General features: G+C 69.6%; 19 protein-coding genes. 9 read left to right on the top strand and 10 right to left on the bottom strand.

Annotation, left to right across the window (positions count from 1 at the left end):
* Positions 1-5: 5 nt before the first annotated feature.
* From QC180_RS13525 to prpD, 3 genes are read right to left on the bottom strand one after another with little or no spacing between them, the layout of a single operon-like run.
* Positions 6-1,130 carry a bifunctional 2-methylcitrate synthase/citrate synthase gene (locus QC180_RS13525; protein ID WP_278263040.1) on the bottom strand — a complete coding sequence of 375 codons (1,125 nt, stop codon included), beginning with the start codon at positions 1,128-1,130 and terminating at the stop codon, positions 6-8.
* Complete coding sequence (gene prpB / locus QC180_RS13530) at positions 1,130-2,044, bottom strand: methylisocitrate lyase (RefSeq protein ID WP_278263041.1); 915 nt, start codon at positions 2,042-2,044, stop codon at positions 1,130-1,132. Before prpB ends, QC180_RS13525 begins: the two co-directional genes overlap by 1 nt.
* Entirely contained in the window at positions 2,044-3,546 is a 1,503-nt protein-coding gene (gene prpD / locus QC180_RS13535) for a 2-methylcitrate dehydratase PrpD (protein WP_278263152.1), read from the bottom strand. Before prpD ends, prpB begins: the two co-directional genes overlap by 1 nt.
* A 154-nt stretch (positions 3,547-3,700) precedes the next feature.
* Here prpD and QC180_RS13540 point away from each other — a divergent pair, with 154 nt between their 5' ends.
* Entirely contained in the window at positions 3,701-5,125 is a 1,425-nt protein-coding gene (locus QC180_RS13540) for a short-chain fatty acyl-CoA regulator family protein (RefSeq protein ID WP_278263042.1), read from the top strand.
* Here QC180_RS13540 and QC180_RS13545 read toward each other — a convergent pair.
* Positions 5,122-6,123, bottom strand: coding sequence for a phosphotransferase (locus tag QC180_RS13545; RefSeq protein WP_278263043.1), 1,002 nt, complete (start codon positions 6,121-6,123; stop codon positions 5,122-5,124). The genes QC180_RS13540 and QC180_RS13545 overlap by 4 nt on opposite strands.
* 188 nt (positions 6,124-6,311) lie before the next feature.
* On the opposite strand from QC180_RS13545, the gene QC180_RS13550 reads away from it, so the two are divergent.
* The 7 genes from QC180_RS13550 (at position 6,312) to QC180_RS13580 (ending at position 18,768) form a co-directional block, all read left to right on the top strand.
* A complete protein-coding gene (locus tag QC180_RS13550) occupies positions 6,312-6,932 on the top strand; it encodes a hypothetical protein (RefSeq protein WP_278263044.1) in 621 nt (206 codons plus the stop codon).
* Complete coding sequence (locus QC180_RS13555) at positions 6,932-8,794, top strand: SPFH domain-containing protein (RefSeq protein WP_278263045.1); 1,863 nt, start codon at positions 6,932-6,934, stop codon at positions 8,792-8,794. The genes QC180_RS13550 and QC180_RS13555 overlap by 1 nt, the downstream gene beginning before the upstream one ends.
* The gene (locus tag QC180_RS13560; RefSeq protein WP_278263046.1) at positions 8,791-13,809 is read left to right on the top strand and encodes a DNA repair ATPase; all 5,019 of its coding nucleotides are present in this window, start codon (positions 8,791-8,793) and stop codon (positions 13,807-13,809) included. Before QC180_RS13555 ends, QC180_RS13560 begins: the two co-directional genes overlap by 4 nt.
* Before the next feature lie 109 nt (positions 13,810-13,918).
* Positions 13,919-15,988: an acyltransferase family protein gene (locus QC180_RS13565; RefSeq protein WP_278263047.1), complete on the top strand. Its 2,070-nt coding sequence runs from the start codon at positions 13,919-13,921 to the stop codon at positions 15,986-15,988.
* Positions 15,989-16,036: 48 nt separating this feature from the next.
* Entirely contained in the window at positions 16,037-16,618 is a 582-nt protein-coding gene (locus QC180_RS13570; protein ID WP_278263048.1) for a TerD family protein, read from the top strand.
* A 55-nt stretch (positions 16,619-16,673) separates the two neighbouring features.
* Positions 16,674-17,378 (top strand): response regulator transcription factor, encoded by a 705-nt coding sequence (locus QC180_RS13575; protein ID WP_278263049.1) that lies wholly within the window; start codon positions 16,674-16,676, stop codon positions 17,376-17,378.
* A gap of 49 nt (positions 17,379-17,427) precedes the next feature.
* A complete protein-coding gene (locus QC180_RS13580; protein ID WP_278263050.1) occupies positions 17,428-18,768 on the top strand; it encodes a sensor histidine kinase in 1,341 nt (446 codons plus the stop codon).
* A gap of 102 nt (positions 18,769-18,870) precedes the next feature.
* Here QC180_RS13580 and QC180_RS13585 read toward each other — a convergent pair whose 3' ends face one another.
* On the bottom strand, positions 18,871-19,539 hold the full coding sequence (locus QC180_RS13585; protein WP_278263051.1) for an MspA family porin: 669 nt from the start codon (positions 19,537-19,539) through the stop codon (positions 18,871-18,873).
* Positions 19,540-19,574: 35 nt separating this feature from the next.
* Positions 19,575-20,237 (bottom strand): MspA family porin, encoded by a 663-nt coding sequence (locus tag QC180_RS13590; protein ID WP_278263052.1) that lies wholly within the window; start codon positions 20,235-20,237, stop codon positions 19,575-19,577.
* Between the two features lie 248 nt (positions 20,238-20,485).
* Between QC180_RS13590 and QC180_RS13595 the strand changes: the two genes are divergently transcribed.
* Positions 20,486-20,815 carry a hypothetical protein gene (locus tag QC180_RS13595; protein WP_278263053.1) on the top strand — a complete coding sequence of 110 codons (330 nt, stop codon included), beginning with the start codon at positions 20,486-20,488 and terminating at the stop codon, positions 20,813-20,815.
* Between the two features lie 12 nt (positions 20,816-20,827).
* Here QC180_RS13595 and QC180_RS13600 read toward each other — a convergent pair whose 3' ends face one another.
* Genes QC180_RS13600 through QC180_RS13615 form a run of 4 tightly spaced genes read right to left on the bottom strand, consistent with a single transcriptional unit; the run spans position 20,828 to position 23,480 of the window.
* Entirely contained in the window at positions 20,828-21,412 is a 585-nt protein-coding gene (locus tag QC180_RS13600; protein WP_278263054.1) for a TetR/AcrR family transcriptional regulator, read from the bottom strand.
* Between the two features lie 57 nt (positions 21,413-21,469).
* On the bottom strand, positions 21,470-21,850 hold the full coding sequence (locus QC180_RS13605) for a carboxymuconolactone decarboxylase family protein (protein WP_278263055.1): 381 nt from the start codon (positions 21,848-21,850) through the stop codon (positions 21,470-21,472).
* Positions 21,847-22,734, bottom strand: a complete 888-nt coding sequence (locus QC180_RS13610) for an NAD(P)-dependent oxidoreductase (protein WP_278263056.1) — start codon at positions 22,732-22,734, stop codon at positions 21,847-21,849. Before QC180_RS13610 ends, QC180_RS13605 begins: the two co-directional genes overlap by 4 nt.
* Positions 22,731-23,480, bottom strand: coding sequence for an SDR family oxidoreductase (locus QC180_RS13615; protein WP_278263057.1), 750 nt, complete (start codon positions 23,478-23,480; stop codon positions 22,731-22,733). Before QC180_RS13615 ends, QC180_RS13610 begins: the two co-directional genes overlap by 4 nt.
* Between the last annotated feature and the right edge of the window lie 2 nt (positions 23,481-23,482).

Here is a 23,482-nt window from a genome sequence, read left to right on the forward strand (position 1 = left end):
GCGAGCTAGGCGACGACCGTGCGCTGCGGCACGCCGACGTATTCGCTCAACGGACGGATCAGGGCATTGGATTCGCCCTGCTCGATGATGTGCGCGGTCCACCCGGTGATCCGACTCATCACGAAGATCGGGGTGAACACCTCGATATCGAAACCGAGCAGATAGTAGGCGGGACCGGTCGGGAAATCGAGATTCGGCTTGATCCCGGTGGCCTCGTTCATGGTCCGTTCCAGGATCTCGTACATCTGGACCCACTTGCCACCATCGGTGGCCGCGGCGATATCCAGGAACGCCTTCTTCATGGTCGGCACCCGGGAATCACCGTTCTTGTAGACCCGGTGACCGAAGCCCATCACCTTTTCCTTGTGCGCCAACTTGTTGCGCAACCACTGCTCGGCCAGCGCGGGATCACCGATCTCGAGCATGTCGTGCATGACCGCCTCGTTGGCCCCGCCGTGCAGCGGACCCTTCAACGCGCCGATGGCGGCGGTGACCGCACTGTAGATATCGGACAGCGTCGAGGTGACCACGCGCGCCGCGAAGGTGGACGCGTTGAAACTGTGCTCGGCATAGAGGATCAGCGACACCTCGAACGCCTTCACCAGCTCCCGCGAGGGAATGCTGCCGAAGCACATGTTCAGGAAGTTCTCGGCGTACCCGAGGTGCGAGTGCGGCGGGATCGGGTCCAGGCCGTGGCGGCGCCGGTGGTCGGCGGCCACGATGGTCGGCAGCACCGCCAGCATGCGCAGCGACTTGGCGCGATTGGCCTTGGCGGAGTTGTCGTCCTCGGCCGGGTCCTCGGCGCCGAGGTAGCTGATGGCGGTGCGGACGATGTCCATCGGATGGCAGTTGTCGGGCATCTTGGCCACCAGCGACAGCAGCGAGCGGTCCGCGCGTCGCGAGGCCCGTTCCTGCTGGCAGAACCGTTCCAGCTCACGATGATCGGGCAGCTCCCCGTTCCACAGCAGGTAGGCCACCTCCTCGAAGCTGCAGTGCGCGGCCAGGTCCTGCACGGCGTAGCCGCGGTAGGTCAGCGAGTTCGTCTCCGGGACCACCTTCGAGATCGCGGTGGTGTCGACGACGACCCCGGCCAGGCCCTTGTAGATGGTGGGTACAGCGATGTCGGTCATCACTGGTCCTTTCGCAGCGCGAAATTGAAGATGTCGGAATCGAATTCGTTGTAGCGCTCGTACTGCAGCAGTTCGTAGAGACGGGAGCGGTGCTGCATCCGATCCAGCAGACCGGCCTGGGTGCCCTCGGCGAAGATCTCGCGCAGCCCCGCCTCGGCGGCGAACATGGCCAGTCGCAAGGTCGACACCGGGTAGATGACGGCGTTGTAGCCGATCTTCTCCAGGGTGGCGGCCGGGACCAGCTCGGACTTGCCGAACTCGGTCATGTTCGCCAGCAGCGGGGTGTCCACCGCCGCGCGGAACTTCTCGAAATCGGCCGGGGTGTGCAGGGCTTCGGTGAAGATCAGGTCGGCGCCCGCTTCGGTGTAGGCCTTGGCCCGCTCGATCGCGGCATCGATCCCCTCGATCCCGGCCGCGTCGGTACGCGCGCAGATCACGAAGTTCTCGTCGCGACGCGCCGCCACCGCCGCGCGCAGCCTGCGCACCATCTCCTCGACGGGCACGACCGCCTTGCCGTCGAGATGACCGCAGCGCTTCGGATTCACCTGGTCCTCGAAGTGCGCACCGGCGATTCCGGCGTCCTCGAGGAAGGTGACCGTGCGGGCCGCGCTCATCGGCTCACCGAAACCGGTGTCGGCGTCGATGAGCACCGGCAGATCGGTGACCCGCGCGATCTGCCTGCCGCGCTCGGTGACCTCGCTCAGCGTGGTCAGCCCGATGTCGGGCAATGCCAGATCGGCCGAGACCACCGCGCCCGAGACATAGACGCCCTCGAACCCGATCTCCTGGATCAGCTTGGCCACCAGCGGATTGAACGCGCCGGGAATCCGCTGGATCTTGTCCGAGGCGAGCCCGGCCCGGAACGCGATCCGCTTGTCGGCGGCCGAGGTCGCCGCGGCGAGCAGGCCGGTCATCAGAACAGACCCTTCGGCAGCTTCGGCGCGCGCGCCAGCACCTCGTCGGAGACGGTGAAGTTGAGCTGACCCAGTTCCTCGGCGGACAGCTCCGGGGTGCGCTGGGCGACGTCGAGGAAACGGTCCTGCTCGGCCGGGTCGATCACGCCCTCGGCCAGCGTGCGGAACTTGGCGATGTACTGCTCACGGGCGAACGGGCGAGCGCCCAGCGGGTGCGCGTCCGCCACGGCCAGCTCGTCGACGATCACCTCACCGCTCTTGAGGGTGACCTCGGCGCGGGCACCGAAGGCCTTCTCGTTCGGGTCGGTGGAGTGGTAGCGGCGGGTCCATTCCGCGTCCTCGGCGGTGGAGATCTTGTTCCACAACTCGATGGTGTCCCGACGCTGAGCACGCTCGGGGGCGTAGGAACGCTCGTGATGCCAGGTGCCGTCCTGCAACGCGACCGCGAAGATGTACATGATCGAGTGATCCAGCGTCTCGCGCGACGCCTTCGGGTCGAACTTCTGCGGGTCGTTGGAGCCGGTGCCGATCACGTAGTGCGTGTGGTGGCTGGTGTGCAGCACGACGGTCGCGATCTGGTCCAGATCACCGACGCGCTCGCGCAGGCGGAAGGCCAGGTCGATCGGGGCCTGGCTCTGGTACTCGGCCGAGTGCTCCTTGGTGTAGGTGTCGAGGATGCCGCGCTTGGCCTCACCCGGACCCGGCAGCGGCACCGAGTACTCCGCCTTCGGACCACCGAGCAGCCAGGCGATCACACCGTCCTCGCCCTCCCAGATCGGCGACGGCGCACCCTCCCCACGCAACGCGCGGTCCACCGACTCCACCGCCATCTTCCCGGCGAAAGCCGGAGCGTAGGCCTTCCAACTCGAGATCTCACCCTTACGGGACTGACGGGTCGCGGTGGTGGTGTGCAGGGCCTGGCCGATGGCCTGGTAGATCGTCTCGGTGTCCAGGCCGAGCAGGGTGCCGATGCCCGCGGCGGCCGAGGGGCCCAGGTGAGCGACGTGGTCGATCTTGTGTTCGTGCAGGCAGATGGCCCGGACCAAGTCAACCTGGATCTCGTAGCCGGTGGCCAGACCGCGGATCAGCTCGCGACCGGTACGGCCCGCGTGCTGGGCCACGGCCAGGATCGAGGGGATGTTGTCACCGGGGTGGGAGTACTCCGCGGCCAGGAAGGTGTCGTGGAAGTCGAGCTCACGCACCGCCACACCATTGGCCCACGCGGCCCACTCCGGGGAGAACCGGCCGGGCACACCGAACACCGCGGCGCCGGGACCGTACGGATGCGCCAGGGCCTGGGCGCGGGCGTTGGCCACCGGGCGGCGGGTGATCGAGGCCGCCGCGACCGAGGCGTTGTCGATGATCCGGTTGACGATCATCTCCTCGGTATCGGCGGGCACCTCGACCGCGTCGGCGGCAACCTCGGCGATCCGCCACGCGAGGTGGTCTTCGCGGGGGAAGTCCTCAGCGGAGCGGTGAGTGCGGACGAGATGGTTCTTCACGGTGGCGGCCTCCAGACGCGGGAATTTCACTGATCTGTTTCGCACGTTACACACGCGGTGAATACCGCGAAATACACCGCAAATGCCAAATATTGTGGACGTAGACCAGCAAATTTGTGTAAGTTGTGAAAGGTCGTGCTGCTACATTGGCGGAATGCAGAAGATGTACGCGGGTGCCCGGCTGCGGACGCTGCGCGAACAACGGGGGCTGTCCCAATCGGGGATGGCCAAGGTGCTCGGGCTATCGGTGAGTTACGTCAACCAGCTCGAGAACGACCAGCGCCCGCTCACCGTGCAGGTGCTGCTGCGGCTCAATGCCACCTTCGATCTGGACATGGGTTTCTTCGCCGCCGACACCGACGCGCGGCTACTGGCCGATCTCCAGGACGTCTTCGCCGAGGACCCCGACGCGGCCGCGGTCTCCACCGCCGAACTCGACGACCTGATGACCCGCACCCCCGCCGCCGCCCGCCTGCTGGTGAGCCTGCACCGCCGGTTGCGCGGCGCGACCCAGCAGATGGAGCAGTTCTCCGCCGACGTCGAGGGCGTCACCGTGGAGCCCGGCACCGCCACGCCCTACGAGGACGTCCGCGATTTCTTCTACGACCGCCGCAACCACATCCCCGAACTCGACCACGCCGCCGAGCACCTGTTCACCGACAACCGGCTCACCCTGGGCGGCCTCGATCTCCAGCTCACCCGCCTGCTGCACCAGCGCCACGGCATCGGGGTCACCATCCGCACCGACGACCCCACCGATCCCGGCCCCAAACGCGTCTACGATCCCGACACCCGCCGAATCGTCTTGGCCCGCAGACTCTCTCCCGGCCAGCGCGCCTTCCAGTTGGCCACCCAGCTGGCCTTCCTCACCCACGCCGACACCATCGAGTCGCTGGTCTCGGCGGTGACCATGCCCGCGGGCTCGCGCGATCTGCTGCGCATCGGCCTGGCCAACTACTTCGCTGGCGCGCTGATCCTGCCCTACACCCGCTTCCGCAACGCCGCCGAGGAATTGCACTACGACATCGATCTGCTGTCGTCGATGTTCGAGGTCGGTTTCGAGACGGTGTGTCATCGGCTCTCGACCTTGCAGCGGCCGAATCAGCGTGGCGTGCCGTTCTTCTTCGTGCGCACCGACCGCGCGGGAAATATCTCGAAACGCCAGTCCGCCACCGCTTTCCATTTCTCGCGGGTGGGCGGGAGTTGCCCGCTGTGGGTGGTCCACGAGGCGTTCACCACACCCGGCCGCATCCGCACCCAGATCGCCGAGATGCCCGACGGCCGCAAATACCTGTGGCTGGCCCGCACCACCGACGAGAGCACGCCCGGATACCTTTCCCCGAAAAGGGATTTCGCGATCGGACTCGGTTGCGATCTGGCCTATGCCGAGAAGCTGGTGTATTCACACGGGCTGCCGATCCACGACGAGACCACCGCCGTGCCGATCGGCGCTGGCTGCAAGATCTGTGAGCGACCCGCCTGCGCGCAGCGCGCGTTCCCGCAGCTGGGGCGGGCGATCCGCGTCGACCGGAATCGCGCCGCGAATATCCCCTACACCCCGGCCGATCGCGAGCGCTAGCCGTCGAGCAGGGTGGTGACCGGGCCGTCCGCCAGCAGCAGCGCCCTGGCCCGCGCGAGGACGCGGGCGCCGTCGACCTCGTCGACATAACTGGTCCACGCCGCGCGGCTGGGCCCCCAGAACCGGTACAGCGTCTGCACGGCCAGGTGCTGGGTCAGTTCCGTCTCCACCGAATCCCGGCTCGCCGCGGTGAAATCCCGGAAATACCGATCGAGGAATTCCCCGATCACCGACGCCGCCCGATCACCGGAGCCGCAAGCCTCCAGGCTGATGAGCACCTCGCACAGGATGTAGGCCAGGTCGTAGGCGGGGGTGCCGAGGTGTGACTGCTCGAAATCGATGACGCCGAGCGCGGTCTCGGAGGCGAGGATATTGCGCGAGTTGATATCGCCGTGGGTGACGCAATCGGTGCGCCGCTGGTATTCGCGACGACAGCGCAGCACGCGATCCGCTTCGGTCGCGGTGAGCCGGGCGGTGATGTCGTCGTATTGCAGGCCCAGTTTGAAATCGCGGAACGCGGCATTGGCGAAGATCGAGTCCGGGGCGAAGCGCCGATAGGTGCGTTGATGCAGCCCGGCCAGGACCGCCGGGAGCCTGGTCAGGAATCCGGCGGGCAGGTCACCGCGTGCGAGCTGGTCGTTGAGCGACTGGTCCCCGGCGGCCGCCGTCATCAGGAAGGCGCGGCGTTCGCGATCGAAGGCGATGATCTCGGGGACCGCCGCGCTGCCGTCCGCCGCCAGTCGCTGCACCCGTTCGGCCAGTTCCGCGCGCTGGATCGCGGGAATCTCCGGCGGGGAGTACAGCGGGTTGTCGACGCCATCGAGGTACTGCTTGAAAAAGTAGGTCCCGGAGCGGGTTTCGACGCGGAGCAGGTAGTTGAACAGACCACCGCTCTGCACGCGCAGGTCGACGATGTCGTCCAGCCCGAGCCCGAGACCGGCCCGCACCACGGCCAGACAGTCGGCGCGCCGCTCGGGAGCGGGGGTGTCGTCGGCCACGCGGACAACCCTAGTGGACGGCGAAGGCCGCGCAGTTCGTGCCGTCCGGAAACACCACGGCGATCAGGCAATTCGGTTGCGGGAGCTCGGGCTTTACGATACCTTTACCTCAGGTGCGCCGGGAAGTCTGGTCGGCAATCCCCGGATTCCACTCGGACCCGGGGGTCGTTCGGCGAGGGGAAAATCCGATGGCATCGTGGGGGTTGTTCGAGTTCGTTCACGTGGCACTGTCGTTTCCGGTGGTGCTGTTCACCTTCGCGCTGCTCGTCGTCATCGGGTTCTGGCTACTGGTGCTCGTCGGGGGTACCGAGCCCGACGCCGTCGAGACCGATTCCGCGACACAGGGTCTCGACGCGCTGGGGCTCGGCGGGGTGCCGGTGACCGTCGCCGTGACGGGGCTGGTCGGGCTGTCCTGGTTCACCACCTTGGCGGGCACCGTGGCGGTCGGCGGGCTGTCCGGGCTCGCGGGGGCACTCGCGCGCTGCGGGGTGCTGATCGTCGCGGTGCCGGTCGCCGTGGCGGGTACGCGCCTGGTGGTGCTGCCGCTGCGCCGGGTGTTCGGGGCCGCCGCGGCAACCTCGCACCAGGATTTCGTCGGCCGGATGTGTCGGGTGCGCACCGGCCGCGTCGACGAGGGGTTCGGTCAGGCCGAGCTCACCGCCGCCGACGGATCGTCGGCGGTCATCCAGGTCCGGCAGAGCGCATTGCACGCCGCGACCGCTCCCCTGGCACAGGGGGATTCCGCCGTTGTCTACGACTACGACCCGGCCTCCGGCACGTTCTGGGTGGCCGCATGGGAGGGGAACTGATGTCAACCATCGCCATCGGACTCGGGGTGCTCATCGCCCTGGTCCTGCTCGCCGGACTCGCCGTGTTGTTCCTGGTGAGCCGGTTGTTCAAGAAGGTCAGCCAGGGGCGCGCGCTGATCATCTCCAAGATGCGCAAGGTCGATGTGACCTTCACCGGCGCGGTCGTGCTGCCGGTGCTGCACAAGGCCGAGTACATGGACATCTCGGTCAAGACCATCGAGGTGGCCCGGCTCGGGCGCGACGGGCTGATCTGCCGCGACAACATCCGCGCCGACATCCGGATCACCTTCTTCGTGCGGGTCAACAAGACCGTCGAGGATGTGATCAAGGTGGCCCAGGCCATCGGCACCCAGCGCGCCAGCGACCAGGCCACGCTGCAGGAACTGTTCAGCGCCAAGTTCTCCGAGGCGCTCAAGACCGTGGGCAAGCACCTCGACTTCGTCGACCTCTACACCCATCGCAATGAATTCCGTGACCGGATCATGGCGGTGATCGGCACCGACCTCAACGGCTACAGCCTCGAGGACGCCGCCATCGACTACCTCGAACAGACCCCGCTGATCCAGCTCGACAGCCAGAACATCCTCGATGCCCAGGGCATCCGCAAGATCACCGAGCTCACCGCGATCGAGCATGTGCGCACCAACGAGTTCCGCCGCCACGAGGAGAAGGAGATCACCCGCCAGAACGTGGAGGCGCGGGAAGCGGTGCTGGAACTGGAACGTCAGCAGGCCGACGCCGAGAACCGGCAGCGCCGCGAGGTGGAGACGCTGCGGGCGCGCGAGGAGGCCGAGATCCTGCGGGTGCAGGCCGAGGAGCGGCTCAAGGCGCAGACCGCGTTCCTGCGCACCGAGGAAGCCCTGGCCGTGCAGTCGCAGAACAAGGACCGCGAAGTGGCCGTGGCGGAGAAGAACCGCGAACGGGTGATCGCCATCGAGTCCGAGCGGATCGAGAAGGACCGGCTGCTCGAGGTGGCGGACCGCGACCGCGCGGTGTCGCTGGCCCACATCGCCAACGAGCGCGAGGTGGAGACCGAGCGGCGCACCGTGGCCGAGGTGGTGCGCGAGCGGGTCGCGGTGGACAAGACCGTGGCCGAGCAGGAGGAGCAGATCAACCGACTGCGCGCGACCGAGGCGGCCGAGCGCGAGCGGCAGGCCATCATCATCCGCGCCGAGGCCGAGGCGCAGGAGCACCTGGTCAAGGACATCAAGGCCGCCGAGGCAGCCGAGGCGGCGGCGAAGTTCCTGGCCAAGGAGTCGATCACGCTGGCCGAGGCCGAGGTCGAGGCGGCCGAACTCAAGGCCAAGGCCAAGATCCGGCTCGCCGAGGCCACCCAGGCCGAGGCGGCCGCACCCGGGCTCGGTGCCGCCCAGGTGCGCGAGCGCGAGGCCGACGCGATCGAGAAGGTCGGGCTGGCCGAGGCCGCGGTGCTGCGCGAGCGCAACCAGGTGGAGGCCGAGGGGCTGCGCGACAAGCTCAAGGGCGAGGCCGAGGGCCTGCACGAGAAGGCCGCGGCCATGGCGGTGCTCGACGACGCCACCCGTCAGCACGAGGAATTCCGGCTGCGCCTCGAGTTGGAGAAGGAGGTCGAACTGGCGACCGTGCGGGCCCAGGTCGACGTGGCCCAGGCCCAGGCCGAGGTGCTGGCCACCGGGCTGGGCAATGCCAAGATCGACATCGTCGGCGGGGAATCGATGTTCCTGGACCGGCTGGTCGGCTCGATCGGGCTCGGTAAGGGCCTGGACCGGATCCTGCACTCCGACACCGGTGCCGCCGCCACCGCGATGGTCGGTTCGCTGCTCACGCGCAACGGTGCCACGCCGGGCAACGGCGCCGCGCCCGACATCCTGCTGGACAAGTGAGCGCGCCGCAGACGCGGCACCGGGACGCCACGGCCGGGGTGGACACCACCACCCCGGCCGCGGGTGCCGCCCTCGACGGCGGCACCTACGAGGTGCTGCGCACCCGCCTGCGCGAGCAGGCGCGTGAATTGGCCACGCGCTGTGCCGAACTCGACGCGCGCCGCGTCGCCGACTTCGGTGGCGTGGAACTGAAGCTGGTGGGCACCGAGCAGATCCGCACCGAGCACCACTGCGTGCCGCGTGACATCGTCGCCCTGGCCGACGGTCGGATGCTGTTCGGCTACAACGTCTTCATCGGGCTCAAGCCGAGCACCGAGGTGGGCGATGTGTTCGCCGTACACCGGTTCCAGCGGGACGAGCACGGTTTCGGCTTCACGGCCGCCGATCCGGCCGGACTGCTGGATGACCCGCGCTTCGGCCGCGATTTCGCCGAGCTGTACCGGTACTACGCGCAGACCCGGCTGTCGCGGCTGCGCCGGGTCGACGGGCGTCTGCTCGCGGTGTTCCAGACCGGGCAGCGCACCGATGACATCAAGGTGCTGCGCTGGGGCGTGGATTCCGGCGGCACGGTCGAGTACCTCGACAGCCGGGGCGAACGTGATCACGTGTTCCCCGATCCGCACGAGTTCGCCTGGATCGAGGCCACCCGCGACGATCAGGTGCCGGGGCGGCATCCGCACCTGTCGATCCTGGGCAAGGTGTTCGTCGACACGCTCGGCGGCACGCTGACGGTGAAGGTGGACAACGACACCGAGACCGGCACCGGCGTCTACGCGGAGCCGGTGGCCGAGCCGTTGCAGAGCCTGGCCGACGCCGAGGTGCACTACGCCGAGGTGGGCGCGCTGATCCTGCTGCGGGTGCGTCCCTACAAGGAGACGGTCCACCGTCACCTGGTGTTCGACACCAGGACCCGCACCGTGACCCGTCTCGACGGGATCGGCCGGTCGTGCCGTCTGCTGCCCGAGGACCAGGGCATCGTGTTCCCCGGCGGGTACTACCTGGCGACCGGGGTGCACAAGACCTTCGACACCGAGGTCGACGATCTGGTCTACGAACGTACGGTGCGCGCGCCCAATGGCGAGGACGTACTCTACGTGTTCCACGCCAGGGAGCGCGGGCGCACACTGCTGTTGCCCTACAACATGATTCGCGAGCAGGTGGCGACGCCGATCAGCTGCCACGGGTACTCGCTGTTCGAGGACGGCACGCTGGTGGTCTTCCGCGCGGTGTCCGAGGAACCGGCGCGTGTGCACACCATGCAGGTGTGGCAGACGCCGTTCGTCTCCGACACCCACGCCGCCCGGCAGCCCGTCGGCGACGGCCCGCTGGCCCGCCTGGGCAATGCCGAGCTGGTGCGCGGGCTGGCGGACTGCCTGTCGGTGAGCCGCATGGTCGAGGACCTGACGCCGACCACCGCCGTGTTCGAGGCCGTCATCGCGGCCTGCGGACGCACCGCCGATCACCATCACTGGCTCGCCGAGGCCGAGTTCGGCGAGCTGGCCACGCCGCTGAACGCGCTGCGCGACACCGCCGAGCGGGTGGTGGACGAGTTCGCGAAGGTCACCGCCCGCACCGAGCAGGCCGCCGCCGCCGTCACCGAGGCGGCCGAGCGGATCGCGACGCTGCGCCGTACCGGCGGCGGGCACACGACCGCGCGCGGCTGGGTGGAAGAGCTCACCGCGCTGCACCGGGCCGCCGGACGGGTCGAGTCGCTGCGCGAGCTGCGCTATGTCGACCTCGCCCGGCTGGACGAACTGGCGGCCTCGGTGACCACGGCGCTGGCCGACACCGGCCGTGCCTGCGTCGAGTTCCTCAGCGGCCCCGATGCTTTCGAGGACTATCTGTCCTCGATCGAGGAGACTCGCACGCGTGCGGCCGCGGCGTCGACGGTCGCCGAGGCCCTCCCGCTGCGGGAGTGGCTGGCCGAGCGGACCGCCGAGCTCCAGACCGTCGTCGAGGTGGTCACGGGCCTCGAGGTGGGCGACGCGACTCTGCGCACCGGCATCCTGGAGCGGGTCTCGACGGTGCTGGCGGCGGCCAATCGGGCCGGGGCCACCGTGGAAGCCCGCCGTAGCGAACTGGCGGCCGCGGAGGGCCGCGCGGAGTTCGCCGCCGAGTACGCGCTGTTGGGTCAGGCCGTCACCAGCGCGCTCGCGCGGGCCGACACCCCGCAGACCTGCGACGATCTGGTCGCGACCCTGCTGGGGACGGTCGAGGACCTGGAGACCCGCTTCGGCGGGATCGACGATTTCGCCGAGCGGATCGCGGGCACCCGCGAGGACCTCTACGAGGCGTTCGCCACCCGCCGCCAGGCCCTGCTCGACGAACGGTCCCAGCGCTCGCGGCGCCTGGTCGAGGCGGCGCACAGGATGCTGTCGAGCATCGAACGGCGCGGTGCCGCACTGACGTCGGCCGACGAGGTGAACGCCTACTTCGCCGCCGATCCGATGGTGCTGCGGTTGCGCGCCGCGATCACCGACCTGCGCGGCGCGGGCGAGGTGGTGGCCGCCGAAGAACTCGACGGGCGGATCACCACGGCCCGGCAGGAGGCCGGTCGAACGCTGCGCGACCGGCGGGATCTCTACGCCGACGGCGGCGAGACGATCCGGCTGGGCAGGCACCGGTTCGCGGTGACCAGCGCGCGGGCGGATCTCGCGCTGGTGCCGCACGAGGGCGGGCTGGTCTACAGCATCGGCGGCACCGACTATCTCGAGCCGGGGGCCGAGACCGACTTCGGTGCCGAGGCGGCGGAGCTGTGGTCGCAATTGGTGGTCTCGGAGACGCCGCGCGTGTATCGGGGCGAGCATCTGGCCGCCTCGATCCTGGCCGACGCGGAGGCGGCGGCCGGGCTGGAGGATCTGCACGAGGCCGCGGCGGCGGGCAAGCTCGACGGGATCGTCCGGGAGGTGGCGCGACAGCGCTACGACGAGGGCTATCAGCTCGGCGTGCACGACCACGACGCTACGGTGATCCTCACCGCGCTGCTCGCATTGCACTCGGGCGCCGAACTGTTGCGCTATCGGCCGGTCGATCGTGCCGCCGCCCAGCTGTGGTGGTGCTTCGGCACCGACCTCACCGACGCGAGCCGCGCGCGACTCACGACGCGCGTCGTCTCGACCGCCAGGGCGGCGACGATCTTCGCCGAGCCGACCGCGCGGGTCCGGGTCGTCGGCGAACTCACCGGCGCCATCGCGGAATTCGGTGCGCTGCTCGGCCTCGACGACGTGGACGCGGCCGCCGCCGGGAGCTACCTGTTCCACGAGATCGCCACCGAGCCCGAGGGTTTCGCCACCGCGGCGGTCGCCAGGGAGCTGCTGGATGGTTTCCGCCGCAGGCTCGATGCCGCCCATCCCACAGCCCATGCCGAATTCGAGTCGGCGGCGGCCAGTCTCGCCGCCGATCCGGCGGAGCGATATCACCTGGTCGCCACCTGGCTGGCCGCCTACGCCGAGAGCACCGGCGATCCGGCCCAGCTCGAACACCTCCCGGAAGCGGTCGCGATCGCCCTGTGCGGTGCGGCGGTGACCCGATTCGACTGTGCCACACCGCTGGACATCACCGTCGACGGATTGCTCGGTGACCATCCCCGTGTCCTCGGTGGCAGGCTCGAGGTGCGCCTGGCCGAGCTGACCGCGCGGACCCACCGGTTCCGCACCGAGGAGATGCCGGTGTTCCGCGCGCATCTGCGCCGCCGTGGCGAGTTGCTCGCGGCCCAGCGCGCGCGGTTGCGCCTGGACGACTACCAGCCCGCCGTGCTGAGCGGGTTCGTGCGCAACCGGTTGCTCGACGAGGTCTACCTGCCGTTGATCGGGGACAATCTGGCCCGTCAGCTCGGCACCGCCGACGCGGCCGCCGCGGCGGTGCGATCCGGTCTGCTGCTGCTGATCTCGCCGCCGGGCTACGGCAAGACCACCCTGATGGAGTACGTAGCCGCGCGGCTGGGGCTGATCTTCGTCAAGGTCGACGGGCCCGCCCTCGGCAACCTCGTGCACTCGCTGGACCCGGCTGCCGCGCCCGACGCGACCGCGCGCCGGGAGGTGGAGAAGATCGACTTCGCGCTCGAGCTGGGCAACAATGTGCTGCTCTACCTCGACGACATCCAGCACACGTCACCGGAACTGCTGCAGAAGTTCCTGTCGCTGTGTGACGGACAGCGCCGCATCGACGGTGTGTGGAACGGGCAGACCCGCACCTACGACTTGCGCGGCAAGCGGTTCGCGGTGTGCATGGCGGGCAATCCGTACACCGAGCAGGGCAGGCGGTTCCGGATTCCGGACATGCTCGCCAACCGCGCCGATGTGTGGAACCTCGGCGATGTGCTGTCCGGGCGCGAGGACCTGTTCGCGCTGAGCTATGTGGAGAACGCGCTGGCCACCAATCCCGTTCTCGCGCCACTGGCTTCGTGTGAGCGCGACGAGCTGGACCTGCTGCTGCGCCTGGCCGACGGCGACGACACCGCGCGCGCCGACCAACTCGCCCACCCCTACTCCCCCGCCGAACTCACCGACATCACCTCGGTGCTGGGCAAGGTGCTGCGGGTGCGCGAGGTGGTGATGGCGGTGAACCGGGCCTACCTGGCCTCGGCCGCCACCACCGACGCCGCGCGCACCGAACCGCCGTTCCGATTGCAGGGCTCCTACCGGGACATGAACGCGCTCACCAGCCGTCTCGTCCCGGTCATGAACGAGCGGGAACTCGAGGCGCTCATCGACGACCACTATCGCGGGGAGGCCCAGACCCTGGCCGCCGACGCCGAGGCGAATCTGCTGCGGCTCGCGGAACTGCGCGGCGGGCTCACCCCGGCGCTGGCCCAGCGCTGGGCGGCGGTCAAGGCCGCCTACCTGCGCGACCAGGCGCTGGGTGGCAGCGCGGACGATCCGCTCGTCCGCGCGATCGGCGGGCTCGGGCTGCTCGCCGACCGGCTCGGCGCGGTGGAGGGCGCCATCCGCGCGCTCGACTCCGGACCGGCCGCCGGAAACCCTGTGGCCCAGCCCCCTCGGCCGCCGACGATGTGACACCGGGTTCGGCGCGTGGTAGGAGATTCGACATGCTTTTGTCGCTCGCCGTTCTCCGGAATGCCGGTTCACTTGCCGTCGGCGGGGGCGCAGCGTCGTGTTCGCGCCGGTGACGGTCACCGGGTCCGGTCCGGCCACCGCGGTCCCAGCGGCGACGCACTCCTACCGCGCCGATCTGGACGGACTGCGCGGGTTGGCCATCACCCTGGTGGTGGTCTTCCACGTGTGGATGGGCCGGGTCTCCGGCGGCGTCGACGTGTTCCTGGTGCTGTCGGGCTTCTTCTTCACCGGGCTGCTGCTGCGCCGCGCCGAACGCGGGGAGACGGCGTGGGAGTGGTCGGTGCTGCGGCGCACGGTGCGTCGGCTGGTACCCGCCATGGCGGTGGTGCTGGCGGCGGTGGTCGTGGCCACCACGCTGCTGCTGCCCTACACGCAATGGTCGGCCATCGCGGGGCAGACGGTGGCTTCGCTGTTCTACCACCAGAATTGGGAACTGGCGCTGAGCTGGGCGGACTATCTGGCCGCCGATCCGTCGGTGAGCCCGCTGCAACACCTGTGGTCGATGTCGGTGCAGGGGCAGTTCTATCTGGCGGCGCTGGTGGTGGTCGCGCTGGTGGCGCGGGTGTGCGCGGGACTGTCCCGGCCGGGCGCGATCCGGCCGCTGGTTGGCTTGATCGTGGTGGCGGCGGCGGTGCTGTCGTTCGAGTACGCGATGGCAGGCGCGGCGACCCATCAGGGCTGGAACTACTACGACACCGCCGCGCGCGGTTGGGAACTCGCCGTCGGTGCCGCGCTGGCCGTGGTGGCGCCGTGGGTGTCGCTGCCGCGCTGGCTGCGCGGGATCGCCGCGCTGCTCGGGGTGGCCGGGGTGGTGCTGTGCGGCTGGCTGATCGCCGACGGCGCCAACCGTTTTCCCGGGCCGTGGGCGCTGCTGCCGGTGGGTGCGGCGGCGGCGGTGATCCTGTCGGTCAACGGGGTGCCCGCCACCGCGTGGACCGGCCCGAACCGGCTGCTGGCCCACCCGGTGACGCGGTGGCTCGGCGACATCGCCTATCCGCTGTACCTGTGGCACTGGCCGATCCTGATCTTCTTCCTCGCCGATCGTGGCGACGCCGAGATCGATCTGCTCGGTGGCGGCGGGGTGATCGCGGTGTCGCTGGGCCTGGCCTGGCTGACCCACCGGTGGATCGAGGAACCGCTGCGCAGGCCGGGCGTCGGGGCCGCGCTGCCCCGGCAGCTGGCGGGCGCGACGGTGACAGTGCTGCTGGTCGCCATGCTGGCCGTCACCTCGGTGTGGCAGTACGGCGTGGTGCGCTCCGAAACCCCGGTCACCACGGCCGAACTCGCGATCGAGGCGTATCCGGGCGCCGAGGCGCTGGCGGCCGGTGCGCCGGTCCCGGACGAGCCGATGCGCCCGAGCGTGCTGGACGCGCCCAGCGATCTGCCACCGCCGACCGTCGACGGTTGCATCGCGGACTGGGACACCCGCGAGGTGATCACCTGTGTCTACGGTGACCCCGACGCCGAGCGCACCCTCGCGCTGGTGGGCAGTTCGCACGCCGAGCACTGGCTGCCCGCACTGCAGGTGCTCGCGGCCGAGCACTCCTTCCGCGTCCAGGTGTATCTGAAGATGGGCTGCCCGCTCACCGTCGCCGAGGACGCCAGCGCCGTCGGCGAACCGATTCCGGACTGCCGGGACTGGTCGCGCGAGGTCATCGACCGGCTCGGCACCGACCGCCCGGACTGGGTGTTCACCATCGGCACCCGCCCGCGTGACGAGGGCGGCGACGAGACCCCCGCCGAGTACCTCGACGTCTGGTCGGCGCTGTCGGCCAAGGGCCTCAACGTGATCACCGTGCGCGACACCCCGTGGCTGCGGCGCGGCACCGTGCGCTATCGCGCCGCCGACTGCCTGGCCGCCGGTGGGGACCGCGCGAGCTGCGGGATGCGCCGGATCGACGCGCTCAGCCCGATCAGCCCACAGCGGGAACCGGCTTCGCGCTTTCCGAGCGTGTTCCCGATCGACCTCAGCGACGCGGTCTGCCGTCCCACGCTGTGCGCGGTCGCCGAGGGCAACACCCTGATCTACCACGACGAACATCACCTCACCGCCAGCTATTCGCGGTCGCTCGCCGGGGCATTGGGCCGCGCGCTGCGACCGATTCTCGGGTGGTGGTGAATTCCCTTGGCCGCCACCGTCACCGCCGGAAGTCGGTAGCCTCGAAGCGTGATCACTCTCAAGAAAGAAGACGGCGCGGCCGATCTCGCGGGCATCACCAAGATGAGCGTGGGGGTGAGCTGGGACCCGTCGGCCGGTTCCAGCGGCGGCCTGCTCGGCATCGCCCGGCGCAAGCGCGGGGTGGACCTGGACCTGATCGCCGTGCTGCTGCAGGGCGGCGAGCCGGTGCGCTTCGCCGGACTCGACTCCCTCGACCCCATCGGCAACAGCGCGGTACTGCACAGCGGTGACGAACAGACCGGCGCCGCCGCGGGCGACGACGAGACCGTGCACGTCACCTTCGCCGACGTCCCCGCGCCCATCGACTCCATCGTCTTCGTCGCCGCGGCGTTCAAGAAGGGCAGCTCCTTCGAGAAGGCCAACAACGTCTCGTTCAAGATCTACGACGCCACCGGCGCCGACAGCCAGCCGGTGGCCGACATCTGGCCCTCGCTGCTCGGCGCGGAGAACGCCAACGCCATCGCCCGCGCCTTCCGCAACGGCCCGGTCTGGCAGCTCGAGGTCCTCGACCGCAAGGGCAAGATCAAGCAGGGCGACCGCCAGGCCCTGCTGCGCTTCGCCATCGCGTAACCGGGCCGCCGCCCGCGCCCGCTACGGTGGGGATGCGGGACCGGAGGCATTTGTTATGAGCGCACAGTTGATGATCGTGGAGGACGACACCCGGGTTCGGACGTCGCTGCGGTTGGCGATGGAAGACGAAGGGTACGTCGTCGCCGAGGCGGAGATCGCCGAGGTCGCGTTGGATCAGGTCCGGGCACACGGGGTGCCCGATGTGATGATCGTGGACCTCATGCTCGGCGGCGGGATGGACGGTTACAGCTGTATCCGGGAGGTCCGCCGCGATCACGACGTGCCGATCATCGTGGTCAGCGCGCGCGACGACACCCATGACGTGGTCGCGGCGCTCGAGGCGGGCGCCGACGACTTCGTCACCAAGCCGTTCGAGGTCAAAGAGCTCACCGCGCGGATCAGGGCGCTGCGCCGACGCACCCGCACCGCGATCGAACGCGACAGCACCGAACTGGTCCTCGACGCCGAGCGGCGGCTGGTACTGAGCCAGGAGCGCGGCTCGGTACAGCTCGACGGCCACGACGTGCACCTCACGCTCACCGAGTTCCGGCTGCTGTGCGAACTGGCCGCCAACGACAGCCTGGTGCTGAGCAGGCAGGTGCTGCTCGACAAGATCTGGGACCGTGGGTTCTTCGGCGACGAACGCATCGTCGACGTGCACGTGCGCCGCCTGCGCACCAAGATCGAACGCGATCCCGCCGACCCGCGCCTGATCGTCACCGTGCGCGGGCTCGGCTACCGCCTCGATGTCCGGCCCTGACGCGCGCGGCCGATTACCCTCGCGATTCCGTGGTCTGCGGGGTCGCGTCATGGCCGCGTTCGTGGTCGGCGCCGGTCTGCTCGCGGTGGTGCTGGCCGGGTCGGTGTACGGGATCAGCACCAGTTACATGGAGTCGCAGCGTATTCGCACCGTCGAGCGGGCCGCCGGTGTGCACGCGGAGTTGTTGCGGCTGCGGCTGGACAAGCTCGGTGTCACCGGGGAGCAGGCGTTGCAGACCCTGCACCTGCCCACCGGCACCATGGCCCTGCTGCGCTGGGACGACGAGTGGACCATCGTCGGCAGCGATGTCGCGCCCCCGCCGCTGGCCGAGGTGATCGGCCGACACCCGATCGAGGCCACCGAGGTCCGCGTCGGCGGCCAGCCCTACCTGCGAGCGGGCGCGCGCGTGGACACCCGAGCCGTGCTCTACGAATACGCGCCACTGCAGGAACTCGTCTCGACCATGCGGATGCTGCGCACCATCGTGCTGGCCTGCGCGATCGTCGCCGTGGCCGTCGCCGCGGCGCTGGGGGCCTGGGCGGCCCAGCACGTGCTGCGCCCGCTGCGCCAGGTCGCGGGCACCGCCTCGCGGATCGCCTCGGGCGAACACGATCTGCGGCTGCCGCGCACCGCCGACGACGACCTGTCCACCACCGTCGACTCGTTCAACGCCATGGTCGACTCGCTCCAGCGCCGCATCGAACACGAGCGACGCCTGGTCTCCGATCTCAGCCACGAACTGCGCACGCCCCTGACCACACTGACCACCACCGCGACCGTCCTGGCCGGACATCGCGACGAACTCTCCGAACGGCCCCGCGCCGCACTGGGTCTGCTGGTGGAGGAGACGACCTACCTGCGCAGGCTGCTCGACGACATGCTCGCCCTGGCCCGCGCCGAGGCGGGCATCCACCGCTCCGATGTCGCGCCGCTCTCGCCCGCCGAACTGCTCACCCATCTGCTCGCCGGACGCGGCACCGCGCCCGAACTGCTGACGGTGCGTTCCGAGGACCGGATACGTGGACGACGGATGGAACTCGAACGCGCCCTGGTGAATCTGCTCGACAACGCCGAACGCCACGGCGGCGGGCTGGTGGGCGTCACCGTCGACCGCGACGGCGCCGACCTGCGGGTGACCATCGACGACGCGGGGCCCGGTGTGCCGCTGGCGGACCGGGAGCGGATCTTCCACCGGTTCGTCACCGCCTCGCGCACCACCGCGGGCACCGGCATCGGCCTGGCCCTGGTGGCCGAGACCGTCGCCGGACATCAGGGCGGCCTGTCGTGCACCGAACGTCCCGGCGGCGGCGCGCGTTTCGTCGTCACCCTCCCGGCTCTGCTCCCCGATCGTCACGAGATCGCAAACCAGCCGCCCGGCCCGACGCAATGATGGCTGGCCATCCTCTACCGGTGCCGAGGCACGATGAGGGTGTCGCCGGACACGGCAGCGGCCCGGCGCACGTGGCGCCGGGCCGCTGTGTCCCCTACCGGGTCAGCCGATGCTGAACGGCTGGCCCCAGAGCGTGACCACCGAATTCACGTTGGCGGTCTCGACCTTCACCTTCACGAACGCGCGCGCCTGGGCGTAGCCCGCGCAGCCGCTCAGGCCGATGGTGGAGTCGGCCCAGGTCACCGAGCCGGAGTCACCCTTGAACTTGTTGTTGGTGCCGTGGTCCTCGTTGCCGTAGTCGTCGGCCTTCTCGATGTCGAGCACGTAGAACGACGTGGCCTGGCCGGGGCCCAGGCTCAGTTCGGCACCGCTGCTGGCCCCGACGCTGACATCCTCGCCGTCCCAGCTGGATTCGCCCTCGACGCCACCCTCGACGCCGCCGCCGTCGATGTTCACCTGGCAGCCCACCACATACCCGGGGTAGATCTTGCCGCCCTCGGCGTTCTCGCCCGCGACCTCGACCTGCGCGCTGCCGGAGACCCACACGTTGCGGTGCACCGGGGTCGAGCCCATCGACGGGTTGATGTTGGCCGACTCGCCCACCAGCCGCACGGTGACGACGGTGCCGTCGGACAGCGTCTTGACGATCTCGCCACCGGGCAACGGGACGAAGGTGTCGGCGTTCGCGGCGCCGGTGGACAGCAGCCCGAACGTCACGGCGGCGGCACCGACCACACCGGCCAGCCGCGCCACATTCTTACGGTCGATCATGTATGTCATTCCTCGTCATCGATGGGTCGGTGGGCTCAGCCGATGCTGAACGGGGCACCGTAGAGCGTGGTCTTGGAGTAGTGGTCGCCGATGATCTCCACGACGGAGTACGAGCGAGCCTGCGCGTAACCACCGCAGCCCTGGACCTCGATCTCGACGTCCTGGTACTCGACCGAGTAGACGCCCGCCTTCAGGATGTCCTTCTTCTCGATCTGCACGAACTTGACTTCACCGGGCCCGATGTCGAGGCCGACCGAGCCGCCGAGGCTGCCGCCGGACAGGTCGATGCCGCCGGAGATGCCCGCGGAGATGGCGTCGTCACCGATGGCCACCTGGCAGCCGATGATGTAGCCGGTGTTGAGCTGGGAGGCACCGTGGGTGGAGGAGTTGTTGGAGCCCTCCTTGCCCGCGGGACCGTTGTAGGGGCCGACCTCGCCCTCAGGGGTGGCGGTGACATCGGCGGTGACGGTGCCCGAGACCCAGGCCACCCGGCCCGCGCCGTTGGCCGCCAGCGACGGCGAGATCACGGCGTGCTCACCGGTGCGCGTGATGGTGACGCCGGGACCGTCGCGCTGGCCGTCCGGCAGCGGAACGTGGGCATCGGCGCCCGCGGTACCGGCGGCGAAACCACCGAGTGCGAGTGCGACGGCCGCGGTGGCGCCCAGCGCACGCGCGCCGTTGGAGCGGTTGATTCTCATACTTCCCCTCATCAGGTTCGAGCAAGATCGCCTCGAAGGCTCGCAGCGAGCATCGCCCGGTCCGATGGCGTGCCGAGAACGGCGCGACGGCCCGCCGATGAAGGTCCAGGAACGGGAACCTTGCCTGTTCTTTGCGATGGTGTGACGGCGAAGGGGTGCGGCGGGGGCCTTCGCAGCGTGTGCGAACTTCGGTCAAGGGGACGCGATTTCGATGTTCCCTGAATAGTTGCTGCGCTACCGTTTCCGGCATGGACGACATCGAGTTGGATTTGCCGAGCGTCGCTTCGTCGCACACCGCCGGACGGATCCTCGAGATCGGCGCGGTGGGTCTGCGCAATCCCCTGCCCGTCGACGGGGAACGGACGCAGGCCTATGTCCGCACCGTCGACGGCACCACCCTGCGACTACCGGACTCCCTGCAGAACTGGGCGATGCAGACCCTGGCCGCGAACTACGACCTGCGCGCGACCGGTCTGCCCTCGCTGTTCCCCTGCCGCTTCGAATTCGGCATCCGCGACGGCGCCGCCTACGCCGTCCCCCTCGGCACGCGCGCCCGGCGCGCGGACACCCCGGCCTGAGACCGGAATCGTTCAGGCGGGGCGCAGGATACGCAGCGCGGCCCGTTCGATCCGGTCGGCGATCTGCGAGTACGACTCGTAGCCCATCCCGGCCCGCACCAGCGCACCGGCGTAGATGATCTCCAGGAGTTCGACGATCTCGTCGTCGGCCTCCGGACCCAGCGCGCGCACGAGCCGGGCGCGGATCTCGATACCGATGCGGGTGCGCAGGTGTTCGACGTCGGGATCATGTCCCAGCAGCGCGCTGGTGACCGCGCCGGAGAGTTCCTCTTCGTCGGCCACCAGCAGTGCGATATTGCGAAGCTCGGCGAGCACGCGCACGGTGGCGTCGGGATCCTCGCTGACCGGCGAGGGCGAGGCCACCAGCCGCCGCCAGAAGATCTCGGCGACCAGGTGTTCCTTGGAGGAGAAGTAGGTGTAGGCCGTCGCCGTGGCCACGCCCGCCTCGGCCGCGACCAGCCGGATCGTCATCCCGGCGAACCCATCGCGCGCCAGCACCACCAGCGCGGCCCGGGTGAGCCGGTCGACGGTGTCGGCCTGTTTACCGCTGAGCCGCCGCCGGGTCGCTTCGACATTGATGGAATCGCTTTCGGACATGCGTCCGGATGGTACTCTGTCCCACCCCCGTGGCGGTGACCCACGTCCGGTGCGCGGCTACTTCTTCTTGCGCTCCTGCGCGAGGACCCTGCCCACCGCGCCGTCGAGCTTCGTGCCAGCGGGCCAGCCCACGTAGTGGCACAGGAACAGCGCGACCTCGCGCAACTGCTCCTCGGAGAGCTCCCCGTTGCGCAATGCCGCCCCGATCTGGATCTCGGCGACATCGAGGTGGCCCTGCGCGGTCAGCGCGCCGAGCAGCAGCAGGCGCCGTTCGCGCACCGTCAGCGCCGGGCGCGACCAGATCTCGCCGAAGAGGTGATCGGCGGTGACGGCGAAGTAGTCGCCGGGGCCGTCGGTGAACTCCCAGCCGTAGACCTCGCTCATCTTGTCCAGCCCGCGCTGCCTGGCCGCGTCGGGCGTGGAACCGTTGGTGCTCATCGTGTCTCCTTGTCGAGGGCGGGTGGGGCGACGCCGAGTCCGGCGGCCAGGTCGGCGCGGGCCCGCCGAGTCAGTGGCAGGTCGACGCCGAGTCGCTCGCCGAGGTCGAGGGCGAGCGAGAGATCCTTCTCGCCGAGGTCGCGGACGTGGCCGAGGATCGGGAACCAGAAGTCGTCTTCTTCGACCGGAGCGGCGGTGTCGCGCAGCATGATCGCGCCGGGTCCGCCGGTGACCGCGTCGGAATGCCGCACCACCTTGCCCAGCGCGGTGAGACTCAGTCCGGCCGCCTCGGCCAGCCGTTGTGCCTCAGTAGCGGCGGTGAAGGAGACGAAGTGCAACAGATTGCGCGCCAGCTTCATTCGTGTGCCCGCGCCCACCTCCCCGGCGTGCACGACCAGATCGGCGAAGCACCCGAACGGCCCGCGTACCCGCGCGAGCGCCGCCGCGCTGCCGCCGATCATCACCGCCAGCCTGCCGCTGGTCGCCCCCGGCCCACCCCCGCTGACCGGCGCGTCGACGAACTCCACCCCCTGCTCGGCACAGCGTTCGGCCAGTTCCCCGGCGGTCCGGTCGCTGATGGTCGAGTGCACCGCGATCACCGTGCCCGGCATCGCGGTTCGCAGGATTCCCGCCGGTCCGGTGACGACCTCGCGCACCTGGGCGTCGTCGATCACCGTCACACAGACGACCCGCGCGTGTGTGGCCAGCTCGGCCGGGTCGGCGGCCACCCGAGCCCCCGCCGTGGCGAACGGTTCGACGGCCTCGGACCGCACATCGCAGACGGTGAGCCCGCCCGGCCACTCCAGCAGCCGCTGCGCGATCGGCGCGCCCATATTGCCCAGGCCGATGAATCCGACCGGCACGTCGGCGGTGTCCTCGCTCATCGGATGATCTGCCCGCCGTCGACATTGAGGATCTGCCCGGTGACCCAGCTCGCCTCGTCGGAGAGCAGATACAGGCACGCGCCGACGAGGTCCTGCGGCGTGCCCATCCGCTTGATGGGAATGCGGGAGACCATGTCCTTCACCAGGTTTCCCGGCGTGACGGTCTGGGTGGCCTCGGTGTCGATGGGTCCGGGCGCGATGGCGTTGATCCGGATGCGCGAACCGCCCAGCTCGGTGGCCAACTGCTGGGTGAGTCCGTTGACGCCGATCTTGGCCAGCCCGTAGAAGCCGGAGTAGAGCCAGGCCGCCGTGGACGACTGGTTGACGATCGACCCGCCGCCCGCCGCGATCATCGGCTGCCACACCGCCCGCGTCACATTGAGCGCGCCGTCGAAGTTCACGCTCATGAACTTCTTGTAGTAGTCCCACGGCACGGTGAGCAGCAGGTCCAGCTTCATCTCGCCGTAGATGGCGGCATTGTTGACCAGGTGGTGGATGGCCCCGAACTCGGCGACGGTGAACTCCGCCAGCGCGGCCGCCGAATCCGGATCGGCCACATCGACGCGCCGGAAGACCGCACTGCCGCCGTCGGCCACGATCCGTTTCACCACCTCCTCCCCGCGTTCGGCATTGAGGTCGGCGACGACGACATTCGCGCCTTCGGCGGCGAGCGCCTCGGCGTAGACCGCGCCGATCCCCTGTGCGGCGCCGGTGACGATCGCGGTGCGGCCGGTGAAACGTGCCATGG

This window comes from Nocardia anocheti (genome assembly GCF_029675105.1).
GTDB lineage: Bacteria > Actinomycetota > Actinomycetes > Mycobacteriales > Mycobacteriaceae > Nocardia.

Coding starts and splice junctions, on each gene's coding strand:
- QC180_RS13585 (WP_278263051.1), bottom strand. CDS start 19,539: ATGATCGACCGTAAGAATGTGGCGCGGCTGGCCGGTGTGGTCGGTGCC.
- QC180_RS13525 (WP_278263040.1), bottom strand. CDS start 1,130: ATGACCGACATCGCTGTACCCACCATCTACAAGGGCCTGGCCGGGGTC.
- QC180_RS13555 (WP_278263045.1), top strand. CDS start 6,932: ATGTCAACCATCGCCATCGGACTCGGGGTGCTCATCGCCCTGGTCCTG.
- QC180_RS13595 (WP_278263053.1), top strand. CDS start 20,486: ATGGACGACATCGAGTTGGATTTGCCGAGCGTCGCTTCGTCGCACACC.
- QC180_RS13540 (WP_278263042.1), top strand. CDS start 3,701: ATGCAGAAGATGTACGCGGGTGCCCGGCTGCGGACGCTGCGCGAACAA.
- QC180_RS13575 (WP_278263049.1), top strand. CDS start 16,674: ATGAGCGCACAGTTGATGATCGTGGAGGACGACACCCGGGTTCGGACG.
- QC180_RS13550 (WP_278263044.1), top strand. CDS start 6,312: ATGGCATCGTGGGGGTTGTTCGAGTTCGTTCACGTGGCACTGTCGTTT.
- QC180_RS13605 (WP_278263055.1), bottom strand. CDS start 21,850: ATGAGCACCAACGGTTCCACGCCCGACGCGGCCAGGCAGCGCGGGCTG.
- QC180_RS13580 (WP_278263050.1), top strand. CDS start 17,428: ATGGCCGCGTTCGTGGTCGGCGCCGGTCTGCTCGCGGTGGTGCTGGCC.
- QC180_RS13610 (WP_278263056.1), bottom strand. CDS start 22,734: ATGAGCGAGGACACCGCCGACGTGCCGGTCGGATTCATCGGCCTGGGC.
- prpB (WP_278263041.1), bottom strand. CDS start 2,044: ATGACCGGCCTGCTCGCCGCGGCGACCTCGGCCGCCGACAAGCGGATC.
- QC180_RS13615 (WP_278263057.1), bottom strand. CDS start 23,480: ATGGCACGTTTCACCGGCCGCACCGCGATCGTCACCGGCGCCGCACAG.
- QC180_RS13590 (WP_278263052.1), bottom strand. CDS start 20,237: ATGAGAATCAACCGCTCCAACGGCGCGCGTGCGCTGGGCGCCACCGCG.
- QC180_RS13600 (WP_278263054.1), bottom strand. CDS start 21,412: ATGTCCGAAAGCGATTCCATCAATGTCGAAGCGACCCGGCGGCGGCTC.